Raw genomic sequence first — 19,815 nt, 5'->3', positions numbered from 1 at the left:
GTTGTTGCTGATTCTCATTCCGCTTTGCGTTGTGCTGTAAACTGTATTGTTTGCTGTCCATGTATAGGTATCTCCTGAGCAGATCGTTGCATTTGTCACCACATCTGCAGGTTTTGGAGTAACAGTCAGGTTCAATACTTGGTCTGCTGTACAGCCGTTGTTGCTGATTCTTGTTCCGTTTTGCGTTGTGCTGTAAGCCGTATTGTTGGCTGTCCATGTATAAGTATCTCCTGAACAGATCGTTGCATTCGTTACGGCATCCGCAGGTTTAGGCGTTACCGTCAGGTTCAGAACCTGGTCTGCAGTACAGCCGTTGTTTGAGATTTTAAGCGCTGACTGATTCGTTGTATAAGCCTGTCCGTTTGCCGACCATACATAGCTTCCTCCTGAACAGATTGTTGCGTTCGTTACCACGTCAGCCTGTTTTGGATTAACCGTAACATTTACAGCTGTTCTCGCGCTCTCACATCCGCTGGTTGTCTGGCTTACATAATAAGTTCCTGTAGACAATGTTTCTGTTCCTGTATATGCGGTGCTTGCTGAATTGGAACTGTACCATTTGATTCCTGCTCCTGAAGGTGATAGATCACCAACCGTTTTGGCGTCTACAGAACAGAATGTCTGATCTGAAGCTGTCGGTGCTGAAGGAATGGTGTTCACAGTTACATTCACTGCTGTCGAAGAAACGCTTAAACAGCCCGAAGCATTCGTTACCTGGACACTATAGCTTCCTGTATTTGAAACCGTAATTGATTGTGTAGTCGCTCCATTAGACCATAAATATCCTGTTCCGCTGGTTGAAGTCAGAACAACATTTCCTCCTGTACAGAATGTTGTCGGCCCTCCGGCAGAAATACTTGGCGTTGCTGGTGTAGGATTTACTGTTACTGCAACCAAAATCCTAGAACTTTCACAATTATTAAGCGTCTGACTTACGTAATAGTTTCCAGATGCTAAAGTTTCGTTTCCATTATAAAGTGTACCGCCTGAACTAGCACTGTACCATTTTAAATTTGTGCCGGAAGTAACGGTTAAATCACTGACCTTTTTAGCATCAATTGCACAAAAAGTCTGAGAATTAGCAGTTGGCGTAGCAGTTGTATTTACTGTTACTGCAACTGCTGTTCTAACACTTTCACAACTATTTAAAATTTGGCTAACATAATAAGTTCCTGAAGATAATATCTCAGTTCCAATGTAGGCAGTTCCGCCTGTATTGGCATTATACCATTTTTTAGTTGCACCTGAGATCAAAGTAACCGCCAGATCATTAACCGTTTTATTATCAGTCGTACAAAATGTCTGAGCCGATGCTGTTGGTCCTGCTGTTGTATTTACTGTAACTGCAACTGCCGTTCTTGTACTCTCTCCACAAGCATTTGACTGACTTACATAATAAGTTCTTGTAGTCAATAATTCTGTTCCTGTGTAAGCAGTTCCAGCTGTTGCGGCATTATACCATTTTTTTGTCGATCCTGAAGTTAATGTAACTGCTAAGTCATTAACTGTTTTAGCATCATTAATACAAAACGTCTGAGCCGATGCTGTTGGTGCTGATGGTACATTATTTATCGTCACTGCTACTGAAGTTCTTGCGCTCTCCCCACAACTATTAACCGTTTGGCTAACGTAATAGGTCCCGCTAGTTAAAGCTTGATTAGATGAAAGAGCTGAACCTCCTGAAGAAGCACTATACCATTTTATGGTTGATCCATTTGGAGATAAATCACTTACTTTTTTATTATCAGCAGCACAAAATGATTGAGCTGAAGCCGTTGGCGCTGATGATGTACTATTTATAGTTACTACTATTTGAGTTCTTGTGCTTTCACAATTATTTGCTGATGTCTGACTTGCATAATAATTATAAGTTCCTGCTGCAGTTTGTAAATTTTGATTAGCCGAAAGAGCCGTACCTCCACTATTTGAACTGTACCATTTTATGTTATTTCCAGTAGCCACTAAATCACCAACTTTTTTATTCTCAGAAGAACAAAATGTTTGATTCGAAGCCGTTGGTGCGGCTGGAGTAAGTGTTACTGTTATTGATGCAGAGCTACTACTTGCACAACCAGAGCTATTAATTATCTTAAGAGAATAAACTCCATCGTTATAAATTGTGATACTTCGAGTGTTTTCTCCTGTTGACCATAAATATGTACTGCCACTACCTCCTAATGTAGTTGCAGAACTCGTCGATCTTAAAACTACCCCTCCCGAAGTACCACAGGAAGCCTGTCCTGAATTAACATTAATTGTTGGTGTAGTTGGCAGTGCATTCACTGTTACTACAACAGGTTTTACAAACACACATCCATCAGAAGAAACAGCTTTTATATAATAAGTTCCCGCAACTGCTGCAGTTGGTGTTGAATAAGATGTAGTTGCCGTTGAATTCGTCCAATATGAAAGAGTTAAACTTCCAATACTTCCTGCAGTAACAGCCGAAGTTGTCAAATCAACAGTAGAAGGTGAGCAAACTGCTGCAGGATTTGTTACAACAAGATTTGACGCCTTTGGATTCACAGCCGCACTAGCCGAATTATTTGCCGTATTTATATCTATTGAAGCTGGTAATGATGCTGTATTTGTATAATTGCCAGATGCATTTACGGTCGCGGTAACTTTTAATGTTACTGATGTTTGAGCATCGACATCACCAATACTCCATGTACCGGTTGAAGAATCATAAACTCCAACAGAAGGTGTTGAACTTACAAAAGTATACCCCGTAGGAAGTAAATCACTAACTGAAACTCCCGAAACATTGTTTCCTCCCAAGTTACTAACCTTAATAGTAAATTCTACATTAGAACCTATACAAGGTGTTGCATTATCAACCGTTTTTGTAATTCCAAGGTCGGTACATAAAGTAACACTAACTGGTTTTGATTGTGTTTGGGCCCCACACGCTAAAGTAGAAGACACCGTGTAGTTACCCGTTTTAGTAGCGGTATAAGTTGATGAATTTGCTCCACTAATTGCGGTTCCGTTAAAATACCATTGGTAAGGAGCAAAATTTGGCGGCGTTGTAAGTTCAGCGGTATTGTTAGTACATCCGCCACCTGAAATATATGTTAAAGTTGGTTCATCTGGTTGCGCAGCAAAATTCGAGAAAAATCCTGCCATTGAAAACCCTCCTCCTTGTTGCACAATTGATACTGTCATTTTAGTATCACATAAAATCGATAGAACATCTGGACTTCCAATTTGAGTATCTTCAAAATTTATAATATACCATCCAGTGCTTCCTAATTGATGACGTGCAGCGATACCACTTCTTGTTTCAATATTAACTCCATTAACCATTACCGGATCATTTTGACTTCTCAAAAGAATATATCCAAAATAAGGCAATGTGCCCGTTCCATAATTTCTAAATTTGGCCGTTTCTATAAAATTAGATCCACCACATTCAGATACTGGAGCGATTGTCGATATATCAACTTCACAAGACTGAGCAGTTCCCGAATACACTACGATCCTCTTATCTGAAGAAACACGTGATGCTGAAAACGGAGTATTTAGCGAACCATTTGAAAAAGTATGAGAACTTCCTGCTGTTGCCAATGTAATAGTTGCAGTTCCTACCACAGCACCTGTAGTTGAATAGGTATCAATTACTAAGTGTGTATCGTCTTTTGTTGCGACCACGGTGGTTTGCTCTGCTGTATTATTCCCTTTACCCCTTTCTATGAAGTATTCTGTTCCTAAAACTGATTCAGGTGGAATCTGATTATATGCGCTATCACCACAGCCATCCGGAGTGTCAATTGCTGCAGAAGTATTCATAACAGCTGGATTAGATGACTCTACCAATGTTCCTATGTTCGCTTTGAATAAATAACTTTGGCCTGCGTTTAAAGTTGTTGTAACAACATTATTAATTTTCACTGTGGTATTATCAACAGTAGCCATGATAGTATAAATTGGCCTCTGATCTCCATAGCCTCCAAAATTCCCTAAAGAACCATCTCTGTAATAACCTACTCTAAATCTTATACCGAGTCCTGCATCACCAAAACTTGTCAATGCAGCATTACCTTTCAGATATCTATCATCATTATCACCCGTATTATCATCAGAAGCAACATTTCGCATATTTACTGAAGTAGGTCCAGTACTTGTAACGATCAATCCTGCTCCATTAATTACAGTATTTAATGCATACATAGGGAGATCCTTCGCTAAAAGCCCCCATCTGTAAATTGCTGGACTTCCTTTTACGGCTGACAAAGTTGCATCAACAGTACCATTACTTCTAGATAGCGTAATCGTTACCGGTGTAACTGAATTTGTTGCAATTACAATTTCGTTTGATTTACTAAAATATTGCCAAGGTGCTGGCGCTATATAGTGTTTCGTATAGAACTGAGCCGAAGCACTGTAGCTAATCAGTAATAAAAATGCAACAAAAAAGGTTAGTCTAGAAAATCTAGACTGATCAAGAGTAGAGTTACGCATACGCAGGTAAAATTTGAGAAATACAGATATTGTTAACTGAAAAACCAGCCATGGTTTTTAGCTTATTGGACAAATACGAAAAAAAATAGGGATTGGATTTTGAAAAAAAGACAAAATCTTTCTTCAGATTTTTATTAAAATCAAAATGCATTTGAACCATTTTAGGTCCAAGACATAAAAATTGTCTCATAGGTTATTGGGTAGTTTTGGTGTCGCGAAAATATATAAACACCTAATAACTAGCCACATTAAGTCGACAAACTACCTATAAAAACGTTGAATAACACCTTTTTTCGTCAAAATTCAATTTTAAAAATTCAAAAAAATACTTATTCCACAATAAAACAGATGAATTTTCTTAAATTATTACAAATAACTCATGTTTTTTAGACATTTAAAACAAAAACATTAAAATATCTTACAAAAAAGGCATTTTTAGGACTCAAAAAATTTTTTTAACAATTGTTTGCTTTTTTATACTTAAATCTCATTGATTAAGTTATTTACAAATTTGGTTTTATAATAGAACATTTTTTATTAAATTATTTTATTAAGTAAAAAGACAATGCCTCACTGCACATTTATCACATAAGCCATTTTTTTATACAAAAAAACAAGAAACACATGATTATCAGTAATTTAAATTTATACAAATACTAAAATTTGAGGTCAATAAATTTTACATACATCTTGAACTTCTATTGCGTTTGTTGAAAATCAAGATTGCTCTATCCTTTCTTTTTGCAGGATAAAACGTATTGTATTTTGCTACGAAAAACTATCGAAAAATTAATTTTAAAAATTTGCCATAAAAACAAATCACGAAATAATGTGTCATTTGTCGATAATAATTATCGACAAATGACACTCATCGTATTTTATTTCTTACAGCGACAAAAAGACACACGTATTTATCTAGAAAATAGAATCTTACAAAAATGTGCCTTGTTAAAATGAAGATTTATGAAATGAGAAAAATGATAATTTAATCAAATTCGAATCTAAAAAACATATTCTTTTACTCCAAAAAGGAGATATTTCGTTTTAATCCCGCAAACTTGGTTCTTTTAATGGGAGAATTTTTAAAAACGATACGGAAAGTTTCCTCCGTAATTTCAGTCCAATCTTTTTTAGAGAAAGAAAGCAATTCAGGATTTGGATTGAATAAAGGTTCTGAATGAGGTTTCGAAAACCGATTCCATGGACAAACATCTTGACAGGTATCACAGCCAAACATCCATTCATCAAATTTCCCCTTCATTTCATAAGGAAGATTTTCTTTTAATTCGATTGTATAATAAGAAATGCATTTACTGCCGTCGACAACATACGGAGCTACAATTGCCTGCGTAGGACAAGCATCAATACAAGCAGTACAAGAGCCGCAATGATCAGTTACTTTGTGATCATATTCTAAATCGATATCTAAAATAAGTTCCGCTATAAAATAGAAAGAACCTACTTTTTGCGTTATCAAATTGCTGTTTTTCCCAATCCATCCCAAGCCACTTTTTGCCGCCCAAGCCTTATCCAAAACTGGAGCTGAATCAACAAAAGCTCTACCTGAGACTGCTCCAATATTCTCTTCGATTGAATGGAGAAGTTCTTTCAATTTTTCTTTGATAACAAAATGATAGTCTTGACCATATGCATATTTCGAAATTTTGAAACTCTCTGAATTTTGAGACTCCGATGGAAAATAATTAAGAAGAAGTGAGACTACACTTTTTGCGTCATCAACAAGCAAAGTAGGATCTAAACGTTTGTCAAAATGGTTTTCCATATAAGCCATCTGGCCATTATGATTATTATTTAACCATTTTTCCAGGCGAGGAGCTTCTTCTTCCAAAAATCCAGCTTTCGAAATACCGCACGAAAGAAAACCAAGCCTTTTAGCTTCTTCTTTTATAAACTTTGAATATGTCTCTTTCGAATTAATACTCATCTTTTAGACAATGAAATTTCGATATTAACTGGTTTCAAAGTTACCAGTGGATTGAATTCTACGATAGCTGTATTTGATGTAATATTATAGCGTTTTACAATATGAGAAATTGCTAGACACATTTCGTAAATAGCGAAACCTGCTCCAATACACATGCGTGGTCCAGCTCCAAAAGGATAAAAATATTGCATTGACTGTTTCTTTTGCTCATCAAGAAATCGTTCTGGAATAAATTCATCAGGATCTTGCCAATATTTAGGATTTCGATGCAGTTCATAAAACGAAACCCCTATCAAAGTTCCTTTTTTGATTTTAAAGCTGCCAATAGTATCGTCTTCGAGGTTTTGCCTATCTGTAATCCATGCTGGAGGATATAACCGCATTGATTCATTCAAAACCGCATTTGTATATGTCATCTTTTGCAACTGCTCAATAACATTATCCGTCTGTGATTCAATTTCAATTATCTCATTAAAGACCTTTTGTTGCACTTCAGGATTACTTCCTAAAAAATGAAGCGTAAAAGTCAATGCGTTTGCAGTTGTTTCATGCCCGGCTATAAACAAAATTTTTATTTCATCTATTAGTTGCTGTGTGGACATACTTTCTCCAGTATCTTCATAACGAGTTTCCAAGAGCATATTTAGCAAATCATTAAAATCATCATTTGAAGCATTTCTTGTTTCTATAATTTCTTTGATGATGCTGTCATTTTCTTCAGCTAATTTTAAATGTTTTTTGACCTGACCGCTCAAAGAAAACCATAATGCTTTGTGAGGAAGTCTGATTTCTTTGACCAAGAATTTTTGAACTTCTTCAATTATAAATTTAATTCTATGCAGTTTTTCTTCCGAAATTGAAAATTCAAATAATGATTTTGCCACAACATTAAATGCCAATTGGCTCATCGCAGGAAAAGCGTTAAAAGTTTCATTTTCTTTTAAAACATCGATTTCAGAAGTGATAGTTGCATTCATATTATTAACCAGCATATTCATTTTTTGTTTATGAAAAGCAGGCTGAATAAGTCTTCGTTGTTGCAACCAAAAATCACCATCACTTGTCAAAAGACCTTTCCCTAAATATTTCGAAAGATAAACAGATTGGAATTTTGACTTGTAATAATTCTTCTGATTTTTAACTAAAATATACTGTGCGATATCATTATCCCTTGATAAAATTAAGTACTTTGAAAATCCAATTTTTAAAGAAAACGAGTCTCCTAATTTGCCAAAATATCTTTTATGATAAGGTATCGGATTTCTTCGAACGCCCTCGGCATCCTTAAAAAATCTGAGTATTGATAATTTATTTGGATAAATATATTTTTTAGTAGCAGACATTTTTAGTAGAATTAGAACAATTCACCTTGAATATTGATCTTTATATTTCCTTGTTTGTTAATCAAATTTATTTATTATGCAGTAAAATCCATTCCGTAATGTCTTTTATATTCTGGATTTCAGTTTCAGGTGTATTCATTCCAACGTCATGTCCTTTGCCCTCTCTAATAATCAATTTTGTTTCTACCCCTTTTCTTTTTAATTCATTATAAAGATTTTGTGACTGACTGACATCAACTATGTTATCAGCGTTACCATGAATTAACAATGTAGGTATATTTGAAATATTACTAAACGGACTAATCTTTGTCACTGCGGGATTATTTCCATTTGGATTAATTTTAGCTCCAGCCAATTTTTCGATAATATCCAAATGGCCACTATTTTTTCTAAGTTCCAAAACTTCCGCAGAGTCCAATCTCGAAGGTGCGCACAAAGCTGTTATAGACTTCATATTCTTCTTTGTGTAACCATATAATAATGCCAAATGAGCACCTGCACTAATTCCAACAATATGATATCCTCTTTTGGCATAACCATATTTACTAGAATTTTTCGAAACATACCCAACAGCAATATTAATATCTTCTAATAAATCTTTAGCAGAAATAGTATCATTTATATAACGATAATCAACATTAGCAACAACAAAACCTTTATTAGCAATATCTTGCGCATGCTTGTTTGTGTATTCAAGTCCGCCCATAGACCAAGATCCTCCATGCAGAAGAATTACAACTGGTACATCTTTCAAACTCCCATTTGGAACATACAAATCCAAAATTTGCTGCGACGATTTTCCATAAGAAAGATGTGGAAAATAACTAGTTTGCCCAAAAGAGCAACAATAAACAAACAGCAAAAATAGAAAGTAATGCTTCATAAAATGTCTTTAAAATAATCCACCTTGAATATTTGTATTAACCTTTCCCAAATGTTTATATGCTTTCTCTGTAACTTCACGGCCACGAGGAGTACGCATAATAAATCCTTCCTGAATCAAAAACGGCTCATATACTTCCTCAATAGTTTCACTGCTTTCAGAAACAGCCGTTGCTAAAGTAGAAAGCCCAACTGGTCCACCTTTGAATTTATTTATAATGGTCAATAAAATTTTATTATCCATTTCGTCTAATCCATGCGCATCAACATTCAATGCTTTCAATGCATAACGTGAAATTTCCAAATCAATTCTTCCATTTCCTTTTATCTGTGCAAAGTCACGAACGCGTCTTAATAATGCATTTGCAATACGAGGTGTTCCTCGGCTACGTCCTGCTATTTCAATTGCAGCTTCTAAGTCAATTGGTGTTTTTAAAATTGAAGCACTTCTTTCAACAATTGTAGTCAAAAGTTCTGTCGTATAATATTGCAAACGAGATGAAATACCAAAACGTGCTCGCATTGGAGCAGTTAACAAACCAGAACGTGTAGTGGCACCAATAAGCGTAAACGGATTCAAATTTATCTGAACCGTACGAGCATTTGGCCCAGATTCAATCATAATATCGATTTTGAAATCTTCCATTGCCGAATATAAATATTCCTCAACAACAGGGCTTAGTCGGTGAATTTCATCAATGAATAAAACATCACGTTCATCTAAGTTTGTGAGCAAACCTGCCAAATCTCCTGGTTTGTCTAGTACAGGCCCAGAAGTAATTTTAATTCCAACTTGAAGTTCATTAGCCAATATATTAGCCAAAGTAGTTTTTCCAAGACCAGGAGGTCCATGAAAAAGAGCATGATCAAGCGCTTCGCCACGCTGATTTGCTGCTGCAACAAAGACTTTCAAATTTTCCAAAACTTGATCTTGTCCAGCAAAATCATCAAATGATAGTGGACGCAATCTTTTTTCAAGATCTAATTCTTCTGAGTTATATCCTTTTGTAGTAGGATCAAGGTTTTCATTCATACTACAAAGATATAGAAAGTAATCAGTTTCTAAAACAGTAAAACTGAAGGTTTAAAACTTTAACTAAACAAAAAAGGCTATCATTTCTGATAGCCTTTTTAATATTTTTAGTGGTGTAAAACCTCTTCACCTTCTTTCATTGGTACATTTTGAGGTACAAAATCTACATCATGATTTGGGTTGCTGTAGTCATACGGCCAACGATATACGTGAGGGATTTCTCCTGGCCAGTTTCCGTGAATATGCTCAACTGGAGTTGTCCACTCTAATGTTGTAGATTTCCATGGATTTTGAACTGCTTTCTTACCGTAGAAAATGCTACTAAAGAAATTGTATAAGAATACTAATTGGAACGCACCTCCTACAAGAGCAAATGTAGTAATCAATACATTCACATTTTGTAAATCATCAAATAATGGGAAGTTTGTATTTGTATAATAACGTCTTGGCAAACCAGCTAATCCGATAAAGTGCATTGGGAAGAAAACTCCATAAGCACAAACTGCTGTTACCCAGAAGTGAATATAACCTAAGTTTTTATTCAACATTCTTCCGTACATTTTAGGGAACCAGTGGTAAATACCAGCAAACATTCCGTAAAGTGCAGAGATACCCATTACTAAGTGAAAGTGAGCAATTACGAAGTAAGTATCGTGAACGTTAATATCTAAAGTACTGTCTCCTAAAATGATTCCCGTTAAACCTCCAGTAATGAAAGTAGAAACCATTCCAATAGAGAATAACATTGCAGGGTTGAATTGTAAGTTACCTTTCCATAAAGTTGTAATCCAGTTGAACGCTTTTACAGCAGATGGAATTGCAATCAATAAAGTAGTAAAAGTAAATACAGAACCTAAGAAAGGATTCATACCTGAAATAAACATGTGGTGCCCCCAAACAATAGTAGATAAGAATGCAATTGCAAGAACTGACATAATCATCGCTCTATAACCAAAGATTGGTTTACGAGAGTTTGTAGCCATAATTTCAGACACAAGACCCATTGCAGGTAAGATTACGATGTAAACTTCAGGGTGTCCTAAGAACCAAAATAAGTGCTCGAACAGTACAGGAGATCCACCTTGGTAGTGAAGAACTTCACCAGCAATATAAATATCAGATAAGAAGAATGAAGTACCGAAACTTCTATCAAAAATTAATAATAAAGCTGCAGATAATAATACTGGAAACGAAATAACACCAATAATAGCTGTTACGAAAAATGTCCAGATTGTAAGTGGAAGTCTAGTCATAGACATTCCTTTAGTTCTTAAGTTGATTACAGTTACAATGTAATTCAAAGATCCCATCAAAGAAGATGCAATAAAGATTGCCATTGAAACTAACCATAAAGTCATACCAGTTCCAGAACCAGGAATTGCTTGTGGTAATGCACTTAATGGAGGATAAATTGTCCAACCTGCAGAAGCCGGTCCAGCTTCAACAAATAAAGAACAAACCATTACTACAGCAGACAAGAAAAACAACCAATAAGAAATCATATTCATGAATCCTGATGCCATATCTCTAGCTCCAATTTGAAGCGGAATAAGCAAGTTACTAAAAGTTCCACTTAAACCTGCTGTCAAAACGAAAAATACCATTATAGTACCGTGAATCGTAACTAACGCTAGATAAATATCATTAGCCATTACACCATTTGGTGCAAATTTATCGCCTAATAAAACATTAAAGATTTTGAAAGACTCTTCAGGCCAAGCCAATTGCATTCTGAAAAGCAAAGACATTACAATACCAATGATTCCCATGATAATACCTGTAATCAAGTATTGCTTAGCAATCATTTTGTGATCAATACTAAAAATATATTTAGTAATGAATGTGTCTTTATGATGATGTTCGTGCTCGTGATCGTGTCCGTGATCGTGACCGTGCGCTTCTGCTGACATATATGTGTACTTTAAATTTTCTAAATAATATTATTTCATCGCAACTTTAGCTACCGCTGCTTTTACAGTATCAATAACCGCTTTCACAGTATCTTGAACTTTTGCAGTAGTATCTGTAGTTGGAGCAGCTCCTTCAGCTGGTTTCTCAGCCGCTTTTGCTGCAGCAATATCTTGAGCTAAAGTAGTTTTTTCACTTAACCATTTTTTATAATCTTCAGGAGTATCAACCACAACTTTCATTTGCATGTTGTAGTGAGAAGCTCCACAAATTTTATTACATAATAATAAAAAATCAAAAGTATAAGGATCTAAAGCTGTTCCACCTTTAGCAACTAACTCAACACTTTTTTCAGCTCTAAGTTTGTTGATTTTTGCAACTTTTTCCTTCATAAAATCCAACTCTCTATATTCAGCAGTTGTATATGTTGGAATGAAAGCAAATTCAGTAACCATACCAGGAACACAGTTCATTTGTGCTCTAAAATGAGGCATGTAAGCTGAGTGCAATACATCTTGAGAACGCATTTTGAAATGAACTTTTTTTCCCTTAGGAATATGCAATTCAGTAACCACGATATCATCTTGAGAATTCTTGTCAGACATATCAACACCTAAAGTGTTAACTCCTTCGATTAATCTTACATTCGCTTTTCCTAATGTATTATCAGCACCAGCATATCTTGCAGTCCACTTAAATTGTTGAGCATATAATTCGATTTCAATAACATCTTCATCTTTGTCAACAAACATAATATTGTTCCAAGCATATAATCCATAAAGAATTAAACAAGCCAAAACTACAGATGGTATAATACTCCAAATTGCTTCAAGTTTGTTACTATCTGCAAAAAACAATGCCTTTCTGTCTTTATGCCCTCTATTTTTGAAAGAAAACCAATATAATAAACCTTGAGTAATAACTTGAACTGTAAAAATCAAAACCCAAGTAATATTCATTAAGTTATCTACTAAAAGTCCATGCTCAGAAGCAGGAGTATGAAGAGCTAAATTACCCCATTTCAGTAAACCATAAATCGTAAATATATAAATGAAAGCTAAAAAGCCAAACATAATATATCCTTGAACATTATTATCATTATCCGATGCAACCTGAGAATCGTCCGAAGAAGAACCTACCTGAGTAAGATCAAATATCTTCGTCAATTGCCATAATGCAACTGCTAATAAAACTACAACTATAATTACCAACAAACTTGTCATCTGTTTACTTCTTTAAATATTAATAATGAAAATGTTTACTTTCTTCGATGAAAGGATTTCTTTTTGCTAACAAAGGAGCTTTAGTTAATGCAGTAAATACAACAAAAATAAATAAACCTAAGAAGAAAAGAATAGATGCAATTTCAGGAACACCAATAAACCATTTGTCTCCAACTGTACCAGGCATAATCATATTAAAGAAATCAACATAGTGACCCAATAAGATAACAATACCAGCCATTACAATAACCCAATTAAGACGTTTGAAGTCTGTGTTGATCAATATCAATAATGGGAAAACAAAGTTCATAACTACAGCACCAAAGAATGGCAAGTTATATAATTGAATTCTTGTTACAAAATAAGTAACCTCCTCTGGAATATTAGCATACCAGATTAACATGAATTGAGAGAACCATAAATAAGTCCAGAAAACACTAATACCAAACATAAATTTAGCTAAATCGTGAATATGGCTTGTATTTACATACTCCAAATAACCTTTTGATTTTAAGTAAATTGTCACTAAAGCAATAGATGTAATACCACTTACAAAGAAAGAGGCAAATACATACCATCCAAACAAAGTACTGAACCAGTGTGGATCAAATGACATAATCCAATCCCAAGACATAATAGACTCAGAAACAATGAAGAAAACTAGGAATCCAGCAGAAGCTTTGAAGTTCTTTTTGTAGTAAAGATCATCATTAGCTTCGTCTTGTGCTAAACAGTTCTTTCTTGAAAAATGACGGTAAATATTCCATCCTAATAAAAAGACAAATGCTCTTGCAATCCAAAATGGGAAATTTAAATATCCTGATTTTCCAGCAATAATAGCGTCATAATTTGGACTTTTTGGATCAGTAACTCCTTCACCTAACCATACAAAAATATGGTTAAAATGCAATCCACATAAAACTAATATAATAAAGAAAATGATTGAACCAGCTGGCAAATAAGCCGTGATACCCTGCATAACTCTAAATAAAACTGGAGACCAACCTGCCTGAGCCACTTGTTGAATAGCGTAAAACGCTAAAACTCCCATAGAAAGCAGTAAAAAGAAAATAGAAGCAACATATAATGCAGACCATGGCTTATTTTGCAATTGGTGCAATACATGAGTTAAATGTTCAGTATGTTCATCAGCTGCTCCAACTTTTTCATGCTCACCACCTTTGTGTGATTCATGTGAAGCTTCAGCAGCTTCATGATGCGCAGCATCTTTATGAGAAGCCTCAGCAGCCTCTTCATGTGCAGCCCCATGCGAACCGTGAGCATCCGCAGCTAGTATTTTTTCAACTTCTTGAATATCTTTAGGTGCACTTAAAAAACCATACCCAATTCCTAATAGTCCAAGAACCATTAAGATGATAGAAAAAGTTTTTAATTTACTTGAAAATGTATACATATCTATTACGATCAGTTTGTTCAACAATTATAATTGGCTTTTTAGTTTTAGAACATAGTCAGCAACTAACCAACGTTCGTGGGCGCTTAATTGATTTGCGTGTGAACCCATTGCATTTAAACCATAAGTCTCAACATGGAATACACTTCCTTCAGTGATTACCCTGTCTTTATAGCTAGGTACCCCAAGAAATTTTTCTCTTTCAACCAATTTACCTTTACCGTTACCAGCAGCACCATGGCAACTGATACAATAAATTTCGAAAAGCTCTTTTCCTTTACCAGAATTTCTTTCTTCTTCAGTTAAAGGAGATTTTAAATTCGCTTTTGCTAACTCATAACCAGCAGTCGAATTTTCATATTCATAAGGCTCAAAACCTCTATTAATAGTTCCTGCAACAGGAAGCTGTCCTTCTTTTCCACCTTTAAATATATTTGCTTCTGAATATGGCTCGTAAGCAACAGACTCATACATATTTGGGAAATACTGATAGTTCGGTGCCGAATTATTGTGGCAAGATGAAACTAAAATAGTTATACCAACTAAAAGTGTTATTTTATATATCCTTTTCATAGCTACAATTAATTCTTTTCTATTACTTTAACTTCAACAGCACCAGTCCCTTCAAAGAAAGAAACCAATTCTGATTCGTTATCATTTACTGCTACTTCCATCAAGAAGTGATCATCTGTTGTTCTTACATCCGGATTTTCAGCTTCTTTAAATGGCCATAATCTACTTCTCATATAAAAAGTGATTACCATTAAGTGCGCAGCAAAAAATACTGTCATTTCAAACATAATAGGCACAAAAGATGGCATATTTTGAATGAAACTAAAACTTGGCTTTCCTCCAATATCTTGTGGCCAGTCATGAATCATGATATAACCCATCATTGTAGTGGCAACAGAAATACCAACACATCCATATAAGAAAGAACAGATTGCTAATCTTGTTGGCGCTAAGCCCATGGCTTTATCCAATCCGTGAACAGGAAATGGAGTAAAAACCTCTTCAATATGATGGTGAGCAGCTCTAGTTTTTTTAACTGCATCCATCAAAATATCGTCGTCATTATAAATGGCGTATATTACTTTATTACTCATGATGTGAATCTTTACTATTTGCTCTTTCTCTTATGTAATTATCTCCTGTTCCTTTCAAAATTGTTTTAACCTCTGCCTGAGCAATTACAGGGAATGTTCTAGAGTATAATAAAAACAATACGAAAAAGAAACCAATTGTTCCAATGAAAATTCCAATATCAACAAACGTTGGTGAAAACATTGTCCAAGAAGATGGAAGGTAATCTCTATGTAAAGAAGTAACAATGATTACAAATCTTTCAAACCACATTCCGATGTTTACTACAATCGAAATAATAAATGAGAACATGATACTTGTTCTAAGTTTCTTGAACCACATAAATTGTGGAGAGAAAACGTTACAAGTCATCATCGACCAATATGCCCACCAGTAAGGTCCAGTAGCTCTGTTTAAGAATGCATATTGCTCGTACTCTACTCCTGAATACCAAGCTACGAATAACTCAGTGATATATGCAACACCAACGATAGATCCAGTAATCATGATAATGATATTCATCAACTCGATATGCTGTAATGTGATGTATGCTTCAAGATTAGAAACTTTTCTCATAACGATCAACAATGTATTTACCATCGCGAATCCAGAGAAAACCGCTCCAGCAACGAAGTATGGAGGGAAAATTGTTGTATGCCATCCAGGAATTACAGAAGTAGCAAAGTCCATAGATACAATTGTATGCACAGAAAGTACAAGAGGAGTTGCTAAACCAGCTAATACCAAAGATACTTCTTCAAAACGTTGCCAGTCTTTTGCACGTCCACTCCATCCGAAACTTAGGATAGAATAAACTCTTTTATTGAATGGAGTAATAGCTCTATCACGAAGCATTGCAAAGTCAGGTAATAAACCAGTCCACCAGAATACTAATGATACTGAAAGATACGTTGAAATCGCAAATACGTCCCAAAGTAATGGTGAGTTAAAGTTTACCCATAAAGATCCAAATTGATTTGGAATTGGTAATACCCAGTATGCTAACCATGGACGACCCATGTGAATAATTGGGAATAAACCTGCTTGAACTACTGAGAAAATAGTCATTGCTTCAGCAGAACGGTTAATAGCCATTCTCCAACGTTGACGGAAAAGTAATAGTACTGCAGAAATTAATGTTCCGGCGTGACCAATACCAACCCACCAAACGAAGTTCGTAATATCCCAAGCCCAACCAACTGTTTTATTTAATCCCCATGTTCCAATACCGGTAGATACAGTGTAAATTATACAACCTAATCCCCAAAGGAAGGCTGTTAATGCGATTGAAAATACAATCCACCATTGTTTATTTGCAGGTCCTTCAACAGGCGCTGCCACATCTACAGTTACATCGTGATAAGATTTATCACCTATAACTAAAGGTTTTCTAATGGGTGCTTCGTAGTGAGACGACATAATCCTTTATATTGTTTCTTAATTAATAATTTACTAAGTATTTCTAACTTTAACATGGTAAACCACATTAGGTTTTGTTCCTACATGCTCCAATAAGTGGTAAGATCTTGCATCAGCTGCCAATTCTGCAACTTTACTTTCTTTATCATTTACATCACCAAATATCATCGCTCCAGAAGAACAAGCACTTGAACAAGCTGTTTGGAATTCGCCATCTCTTACAGGACGACCTTCGTTTTTAGCTTTTAATTTAGTAGCTTGTGTCATTTGGATACACATAGAACATTTCTCCATAACACCACGAGAACGAACGTTAACATCAGGATTTAATACCATACGGCCTAAATCATTGTTCATGTGATAATCGAACTCGCTGTTTTTGTTGTATAAGAACCAGTTAAAACGACGTACTTTATATGGACAGTTGTTAGCACAGTAACGAGTACCAACACATCTGTTGTAAGCCATATGGTTTTGACCTTCACGGCCGTGAGAAGTTGCAGCAACTGGACAAACTGTTTCACATGGTGCATGGTTACAGTGTTGACACATTACAGGCTGGAATGCAACTTGAGGATTTTCACCTGCTTTCTCCATTTCATTGAATGTAGACAATGAACTAGATAGACCAGCAATACCTTCTTTTCTCTTGTTATCACCTTCAAAAGTGCTTTCAGAAGAATAATATCTATCGATACGTAACCAGTGCATATCACGGCTTCTTCTTACCTCTGCTTTACCTACAACAGGAACGTTGTTTTCAGCATGACAAGCAATAACGCAAGCCCCACATCCAGTACAAGCATTTAAGTCAATTGAAAGATTGAAATGATGACCAGTTGTACGATCAAATGATTCCCAAAGATCTACAGTTGTAGCTTCAACCTCTTGGTGATCTAAAGATACCATTGGTTTTTCATTCCAATGTTCTGCATCTTCAGAATTGAATATTTTTAGGGTAGTTTCTTTAATGATATCCCCTCTACCCATTAATGTTTTTTGTCCTTGTACACAAGCAAACTCATGAACACCATTAGCCTTTGCTAAAGTAACAGATTGAACATTATTGAAGTTTTTATATAAAGCGTAAGCATTAACACCTACTTGCATTTCTTCTTTCAAAGATGCTTTACGACCGTATCCAACTGCCAAACCGATAGTTCCAACAGCTTGTCCTGGTTGAACAATAACCGGAACATTTTCAATCTTTACACCATCAGCTGTTGTAATTGTAGCATAACTTCCGTTTAAACCACCATTAGCAACGATCTCATTTGATAAATCGTATTTCTTAGCATCTGCATTAGAAACAGTAACATAGTTATCCCAAGAAACTCTTGTGATTGGATCTGGAAACTCTTGCAACCAAGGATTGTTTGCATGTTGACCGTCACCCATACCTGTTTTAGTATACAATACTAATTCTAATCCACCAGCAGATTTAGCACTAGCAAGAGCACTTGCAGCACCAGCAAAATCATAAGATCCACCAGCTAAAGCCGCAGAACCCGTTACTAAAACACCATCATGTAATACTTTATTCCAAGAAGAACCAGCAATTAAACTAGCTGAATTAGCTTTAAGGTAATCGTAGAAAGTTCCACCAACACCATTTAAAGACAATAAAACATCTTGAAATTGTTTTGTATTAAAGATTGGACGAATAGTTGGCTGTGTCAAAGCATAAGTCCCTTTAGTAATCATTACATCACCCCAAGACTCTAAATAATGAGGCGCTGGAGCAGCTATAGTAGTGATAGAAGCAGTTTCATCTTCTTTCAAAGAAAAAGCAACTGATGTATCCACTTTTTTCAATCCAGAAACAAAAGAAGCTGAATCAGCCAATGTGTAAGCAGGATTGATTCCACTCATAATCAAAGTATGAACACTTCCTGCATTCATATCTTTTAACAATTGAGCTACAGCAGCATTAGAACCTTTTCTAATTTGTCTTGTTCCAGCAGTACTGAAAGACTCACTAGCCAATTTCTGGTTGATTGCCAACACTAATAACTGAGCGTTTTTATCTTCAATTCCAGAAACCAAAACTCCATTAGCACCAGCAAGCTTTAATTGTTGAGCAGTTTTAACTGCTTCATCTTTAAGCTTACCTACTAAAGCAACAGGCACAGAAGCACCTACTATAATATTATATATTTGAACTAAAGCTTGTTTTTGATCAGCTGTAGTCATTGGAACACGCTTATCAGCTGCTGCTCCAGATAAAGTCATATTTGATTCAAACTGAATATGGCGAGACATTACTTTAGCGCCTTCAGCTCCAGAAGGAATTCTACCTTTTGCATATCCAGAATCATATCCTCCACCTTGCCAATCTCCTAAGAAGTCAGCACCAACAGATACAATTAAAGAAGCTTTTGAAAAATCGTAATCAACCAAGGCTCTTTCTCCATACACTGCCTCAAATGCATCTAAAGCTTCTGAAGAAGAAACCGCGTCATAAACAACGTGTTTTGCATTAGGATTTTTAGCAATGAACTCACCTATCAATTTCTCAGTAGATGGACTTGCTAATGTATTTGTCAACAATACCACTTGTCCTCCTTTTGCTTTTGCTTTAGCAAGGCTTGATTTGATTTGCAAATCAACAGCAGACCAGCTGCTTTTTTGCCCTTTTAATTTTGGCTCACTCAAACGAGCACTATCGTATAATCCTAAGATTGATGCGTGAATTCTAGCATTAGCTGCAAATTTAGCACCTTCAATAGTGTTGTTTTCAACTTTGATTGGACGACCCTCGCGAGTTTTAATCAAAAGATTTGCAAAATCAAAACCATCAAAAACTGTAGTTGCATAGTAATCAGCAACACCAGGAATGATTTGTTCTGGTTGTAAAACATAAGGGATAGACTTGTGCACAGGACCTTCACAAGCAGCAAGTGTAACAGCTGCAGTACTAAATCCTACGTACTTTAAAAAGTCACGACGTGAAGTTCCTGATGTAGCCAAAGCTTCAGCATTTCCTAAGAATTCATCTGTAGGAATCTCTTCAACAAATTCGTTATTTCTAAGCGCCTCAACAATAGAACCATTCTCTAGTTCTTCAACACTTTTCCAGTATTTTTTGTTTGATGACATTG

The 19,815-nt window shown here is 35.5% G+C and carries 12 protein-coding genes; all 12 read right to left on the bottom strand.

The genetic code is table 11. The annotated features are described in order from the left end of the window. Positions 1 to 4,464 (bottom strand): Ig-like domain-containing protein (locus EYY60_RS19050; protein ID WP_132990859.1); only part of this gene is annotated, 4,464 nt, incomplete at its 3' end. Positions 4,465 to 5,482: 1,018 nt separating this feature from the next. Beyond that, positions 5,483 to 6,409: a tRNA epoxyqueuosine(34) reductase QueG gene (gene queG / locus EYY60_RS19045; protein ID WP_132990858.1), complete on the bottom strand. Its 927-nt coding sequence runs from the start codon at positions 6,407 to 6,409 to the stop codon at positions 5,483 to 5,485. Next, positions 6,406 to 7,752 (bottom strand): cytochrome P450, encoded by a 1,347-nt coding sequence (locus EYY60_RS19040; RefSeq protein WP_132990857.1) that lies wholly within the window; start codon positions 7,750 to 7,752, stop codon positions 6,406 to 6,408. The genes queG and EYY60_RS19040 overlap by 4 nt, the downstream gene beginning before the upstream one ends. Positions 7,753 to 7,819: 67 nt before the next feature. Further along, on the bottom strand, positions 7,820 to 8,635 hold the full coding sequence (locus EYY60_RS19035) for a prolyl oligopeptidase family serine peptidase (protein WP_132990856.1): 816 nt from the start codon (positions 8,633 to 8,635) through the stop codon (positions 7,820 to 7,822). Positions 8,636 to 8,644: 9 nt separating this feature from the next. After that, positions 8,645 to 9,667, bottom strand: coding sequence for a Holliday junction branch migration DNA helicase RuvB (ruvB, locus tag EYY60_RS19030; protein WP_132990855.1), 1,023 nt, complete (start codon positions 9,665 to 9,667; stop codon positions 8,645 to 8,647). 107 nt (positions 9,668 to 9,774) lie between these two features. Continuing rightward, positions 9,775 to 11,577, bottom strand: coding sequence for a cytochrome c oxidase subunit I (locus tag EYY60_RS19025; RefSeq protein WP_132990854.1), 1,803 nt, complete (start codon positions 11,575 to 11,577; stop codon positions 9,775 to 9,777). A gap of 30 nt (positions 11,578 to 11,607) precedes the next feature. Next, entirely contained in the window at positions 11,608 to 12,798 is a 1,191-nt protein-coding gene (locus EYY60_RS19020; RefSeq protein ID WP_132990853.1) for a cytochrome c oxidase subunit II, read from the bottom strand. A gap of 19 nt (positions 12,799 to 12,817) precedes the next feature. Further along, the gene (locus tag EYY60_RS19015; protein ID WP_132990852.1) at positions 12,818 to 14,212 is read right to left on the bottom strand and encodes a quinol:cytochrome C oxidoreductase; all 1,395 of its coding nucleotides are present in this window, start codon (positions 14,210 to 14,212) and stop codon (positions 12,818 to 12,820) included. A gap of 27 nt (positions 14,213 to 14,239) precedes the next feature. Beyond that, positions 14,240 to 14,785, bottom strand: coding sequence for a c-type cytochrome (locus EYY60_RS19010; RefSeq protein WP_132990851.1), 546 nt, complete (start codon positions 14,783 to 14,785; stop codon positions 14,240 to 14,242). Positions 14,786 to 14,793: 8 nt separating this feature from the next. Continuing rightward, positions 14,794 to 15,318 carry a DUF3341 domain-containing protein gene (locus EYY60_RS19005; protein ID WP_132990850.1) on the bottom strand — a complete coding sequence of 175 codons (525 nt, stop codon included), beginning with the start codon at positions 15,316 to 15,318 and terminating at the stop codon, positions 14,794 to 14,796. Further along, positions 15,311 to 16,714 carry an NrfD/PsrC family molybdoenzyme membrane anchor subunit gene (gene nrfD, locus EYY60_RS19000; RefSeq protein WP_035645274.1) on the bottom strand — a complete coding sequence of 468 codons (1,404 nt, stop codon included), beginning with the start codon at positions 16,712 to 16,714 and terminating at the stop codon, positions 15,311 to 15,313. Before nrfD ends, EYY60_RS19005 begins: the two co-directional genes overlap by 8 nt. A 33-nt stretch (positions 16,715 to 16,747) precedes the next feature. Then, positions 16,748 to 19,813, bottom strand: coding sequence for a TAT-variant-translocated molybdopterin oxidoreductase (locus tag EYY60_RS18995; RefSeq protein WP_132990849.1), 3,066 nt, complete (start codon positions 19,811 to 19,813; stop codon positions 16,748 to 16,750). Positions 19,814 to 19,815 lie beyond the last annotated feature (2 nt).

The organism is Flavobacterium zhairuonense, from assembly GCF_004352915.1.
GTDB lineage: Bacteria > Bacteroidota > Bacteroidia > Flavobacteriales > Flavobacteriaceae > Flavobacterium > Flavobacterium zhairuonense.
This window is presented reverse-complemented; position numbering and strand designations above follow the sequence as displayed.

Bases quoted from the DNA above. Each gene is read 5' to 3' on its own strand.
- ruvB (WP_132990855.1), bottom strand. From the start codon at position 9,667: ATGAATGAAAACCTTGATCCTACTACAAAAGGATATAACTCAGAAGAA.
- EYY60_RS19025 (WP_132990854.1), bottom strand. From the start codon at position 11,577: ATGTCAGCAGAAGCGCACGGTCACGATCACGGACACGATCACGAGCAC.
- queG (WP_132990858.1), bottom strand. From the start codon at position 6,409: ATGAGTATTAATTCGAAAGAGACATATTCAAAGTTTATAAAAGAAGAA.
- EYY60_RS18995 (WP_132990849.1), bottom strand. From the start codon at position 19,813: ATGTCATCAAACAAAAAATACTGGAAAAGTGTTGAAGAACTAGAGAAT.
- EYY60_RS19020 (WP_132990853.1), bottom strand. From the start codon at position 12,798: ATGACAAGTTTGTTGGTAATTATAGTTGTAGTTTTATTAGCAGTTGCA.
- EYY60_RS19005 (WP_132990850.1), bottom strand. From the start codon at position 15,318: ATGAGTAATAAAGTAATATACGCCATTTATAATGACGACGATATTTTG.
- EYY60_RS19010 (WP_132990851.1), bottom strand. From the start codon at position 14,785: ATGAAAAGGATATATAAAATAACACTTTTAGTTGGTATAACTATTTTA.
- EYY60_RS19040 (WP_132990857.1), bottom strand. From the start codon at position 7,752: ATGTCTGCTACTAAAAAATATATTTATCCAAATAAATTATCAATACTC.
- EYY60_RS19035 (WP_132990856.1), bottom strand. From the start codon at position 8,635: ATGAAGCATTACTTTCTATTTTTGCTGTTTGTTTATTGTTGCTCTTTT.
- nrfD (WP_035645274.1), bottom strand. From the start codon at position 16,714: ATGTCGTCTCACTACGAAGCACCCATTAGAAAACCTTTAGTTATAGGT.
- EYY60_RS19015 (WP_132990852.1), bottom strand. From the start codon at position 14,212: ATGTATACATTTTCAAGTAAATTAAAAACTTTTTCTATCATCTTAATG.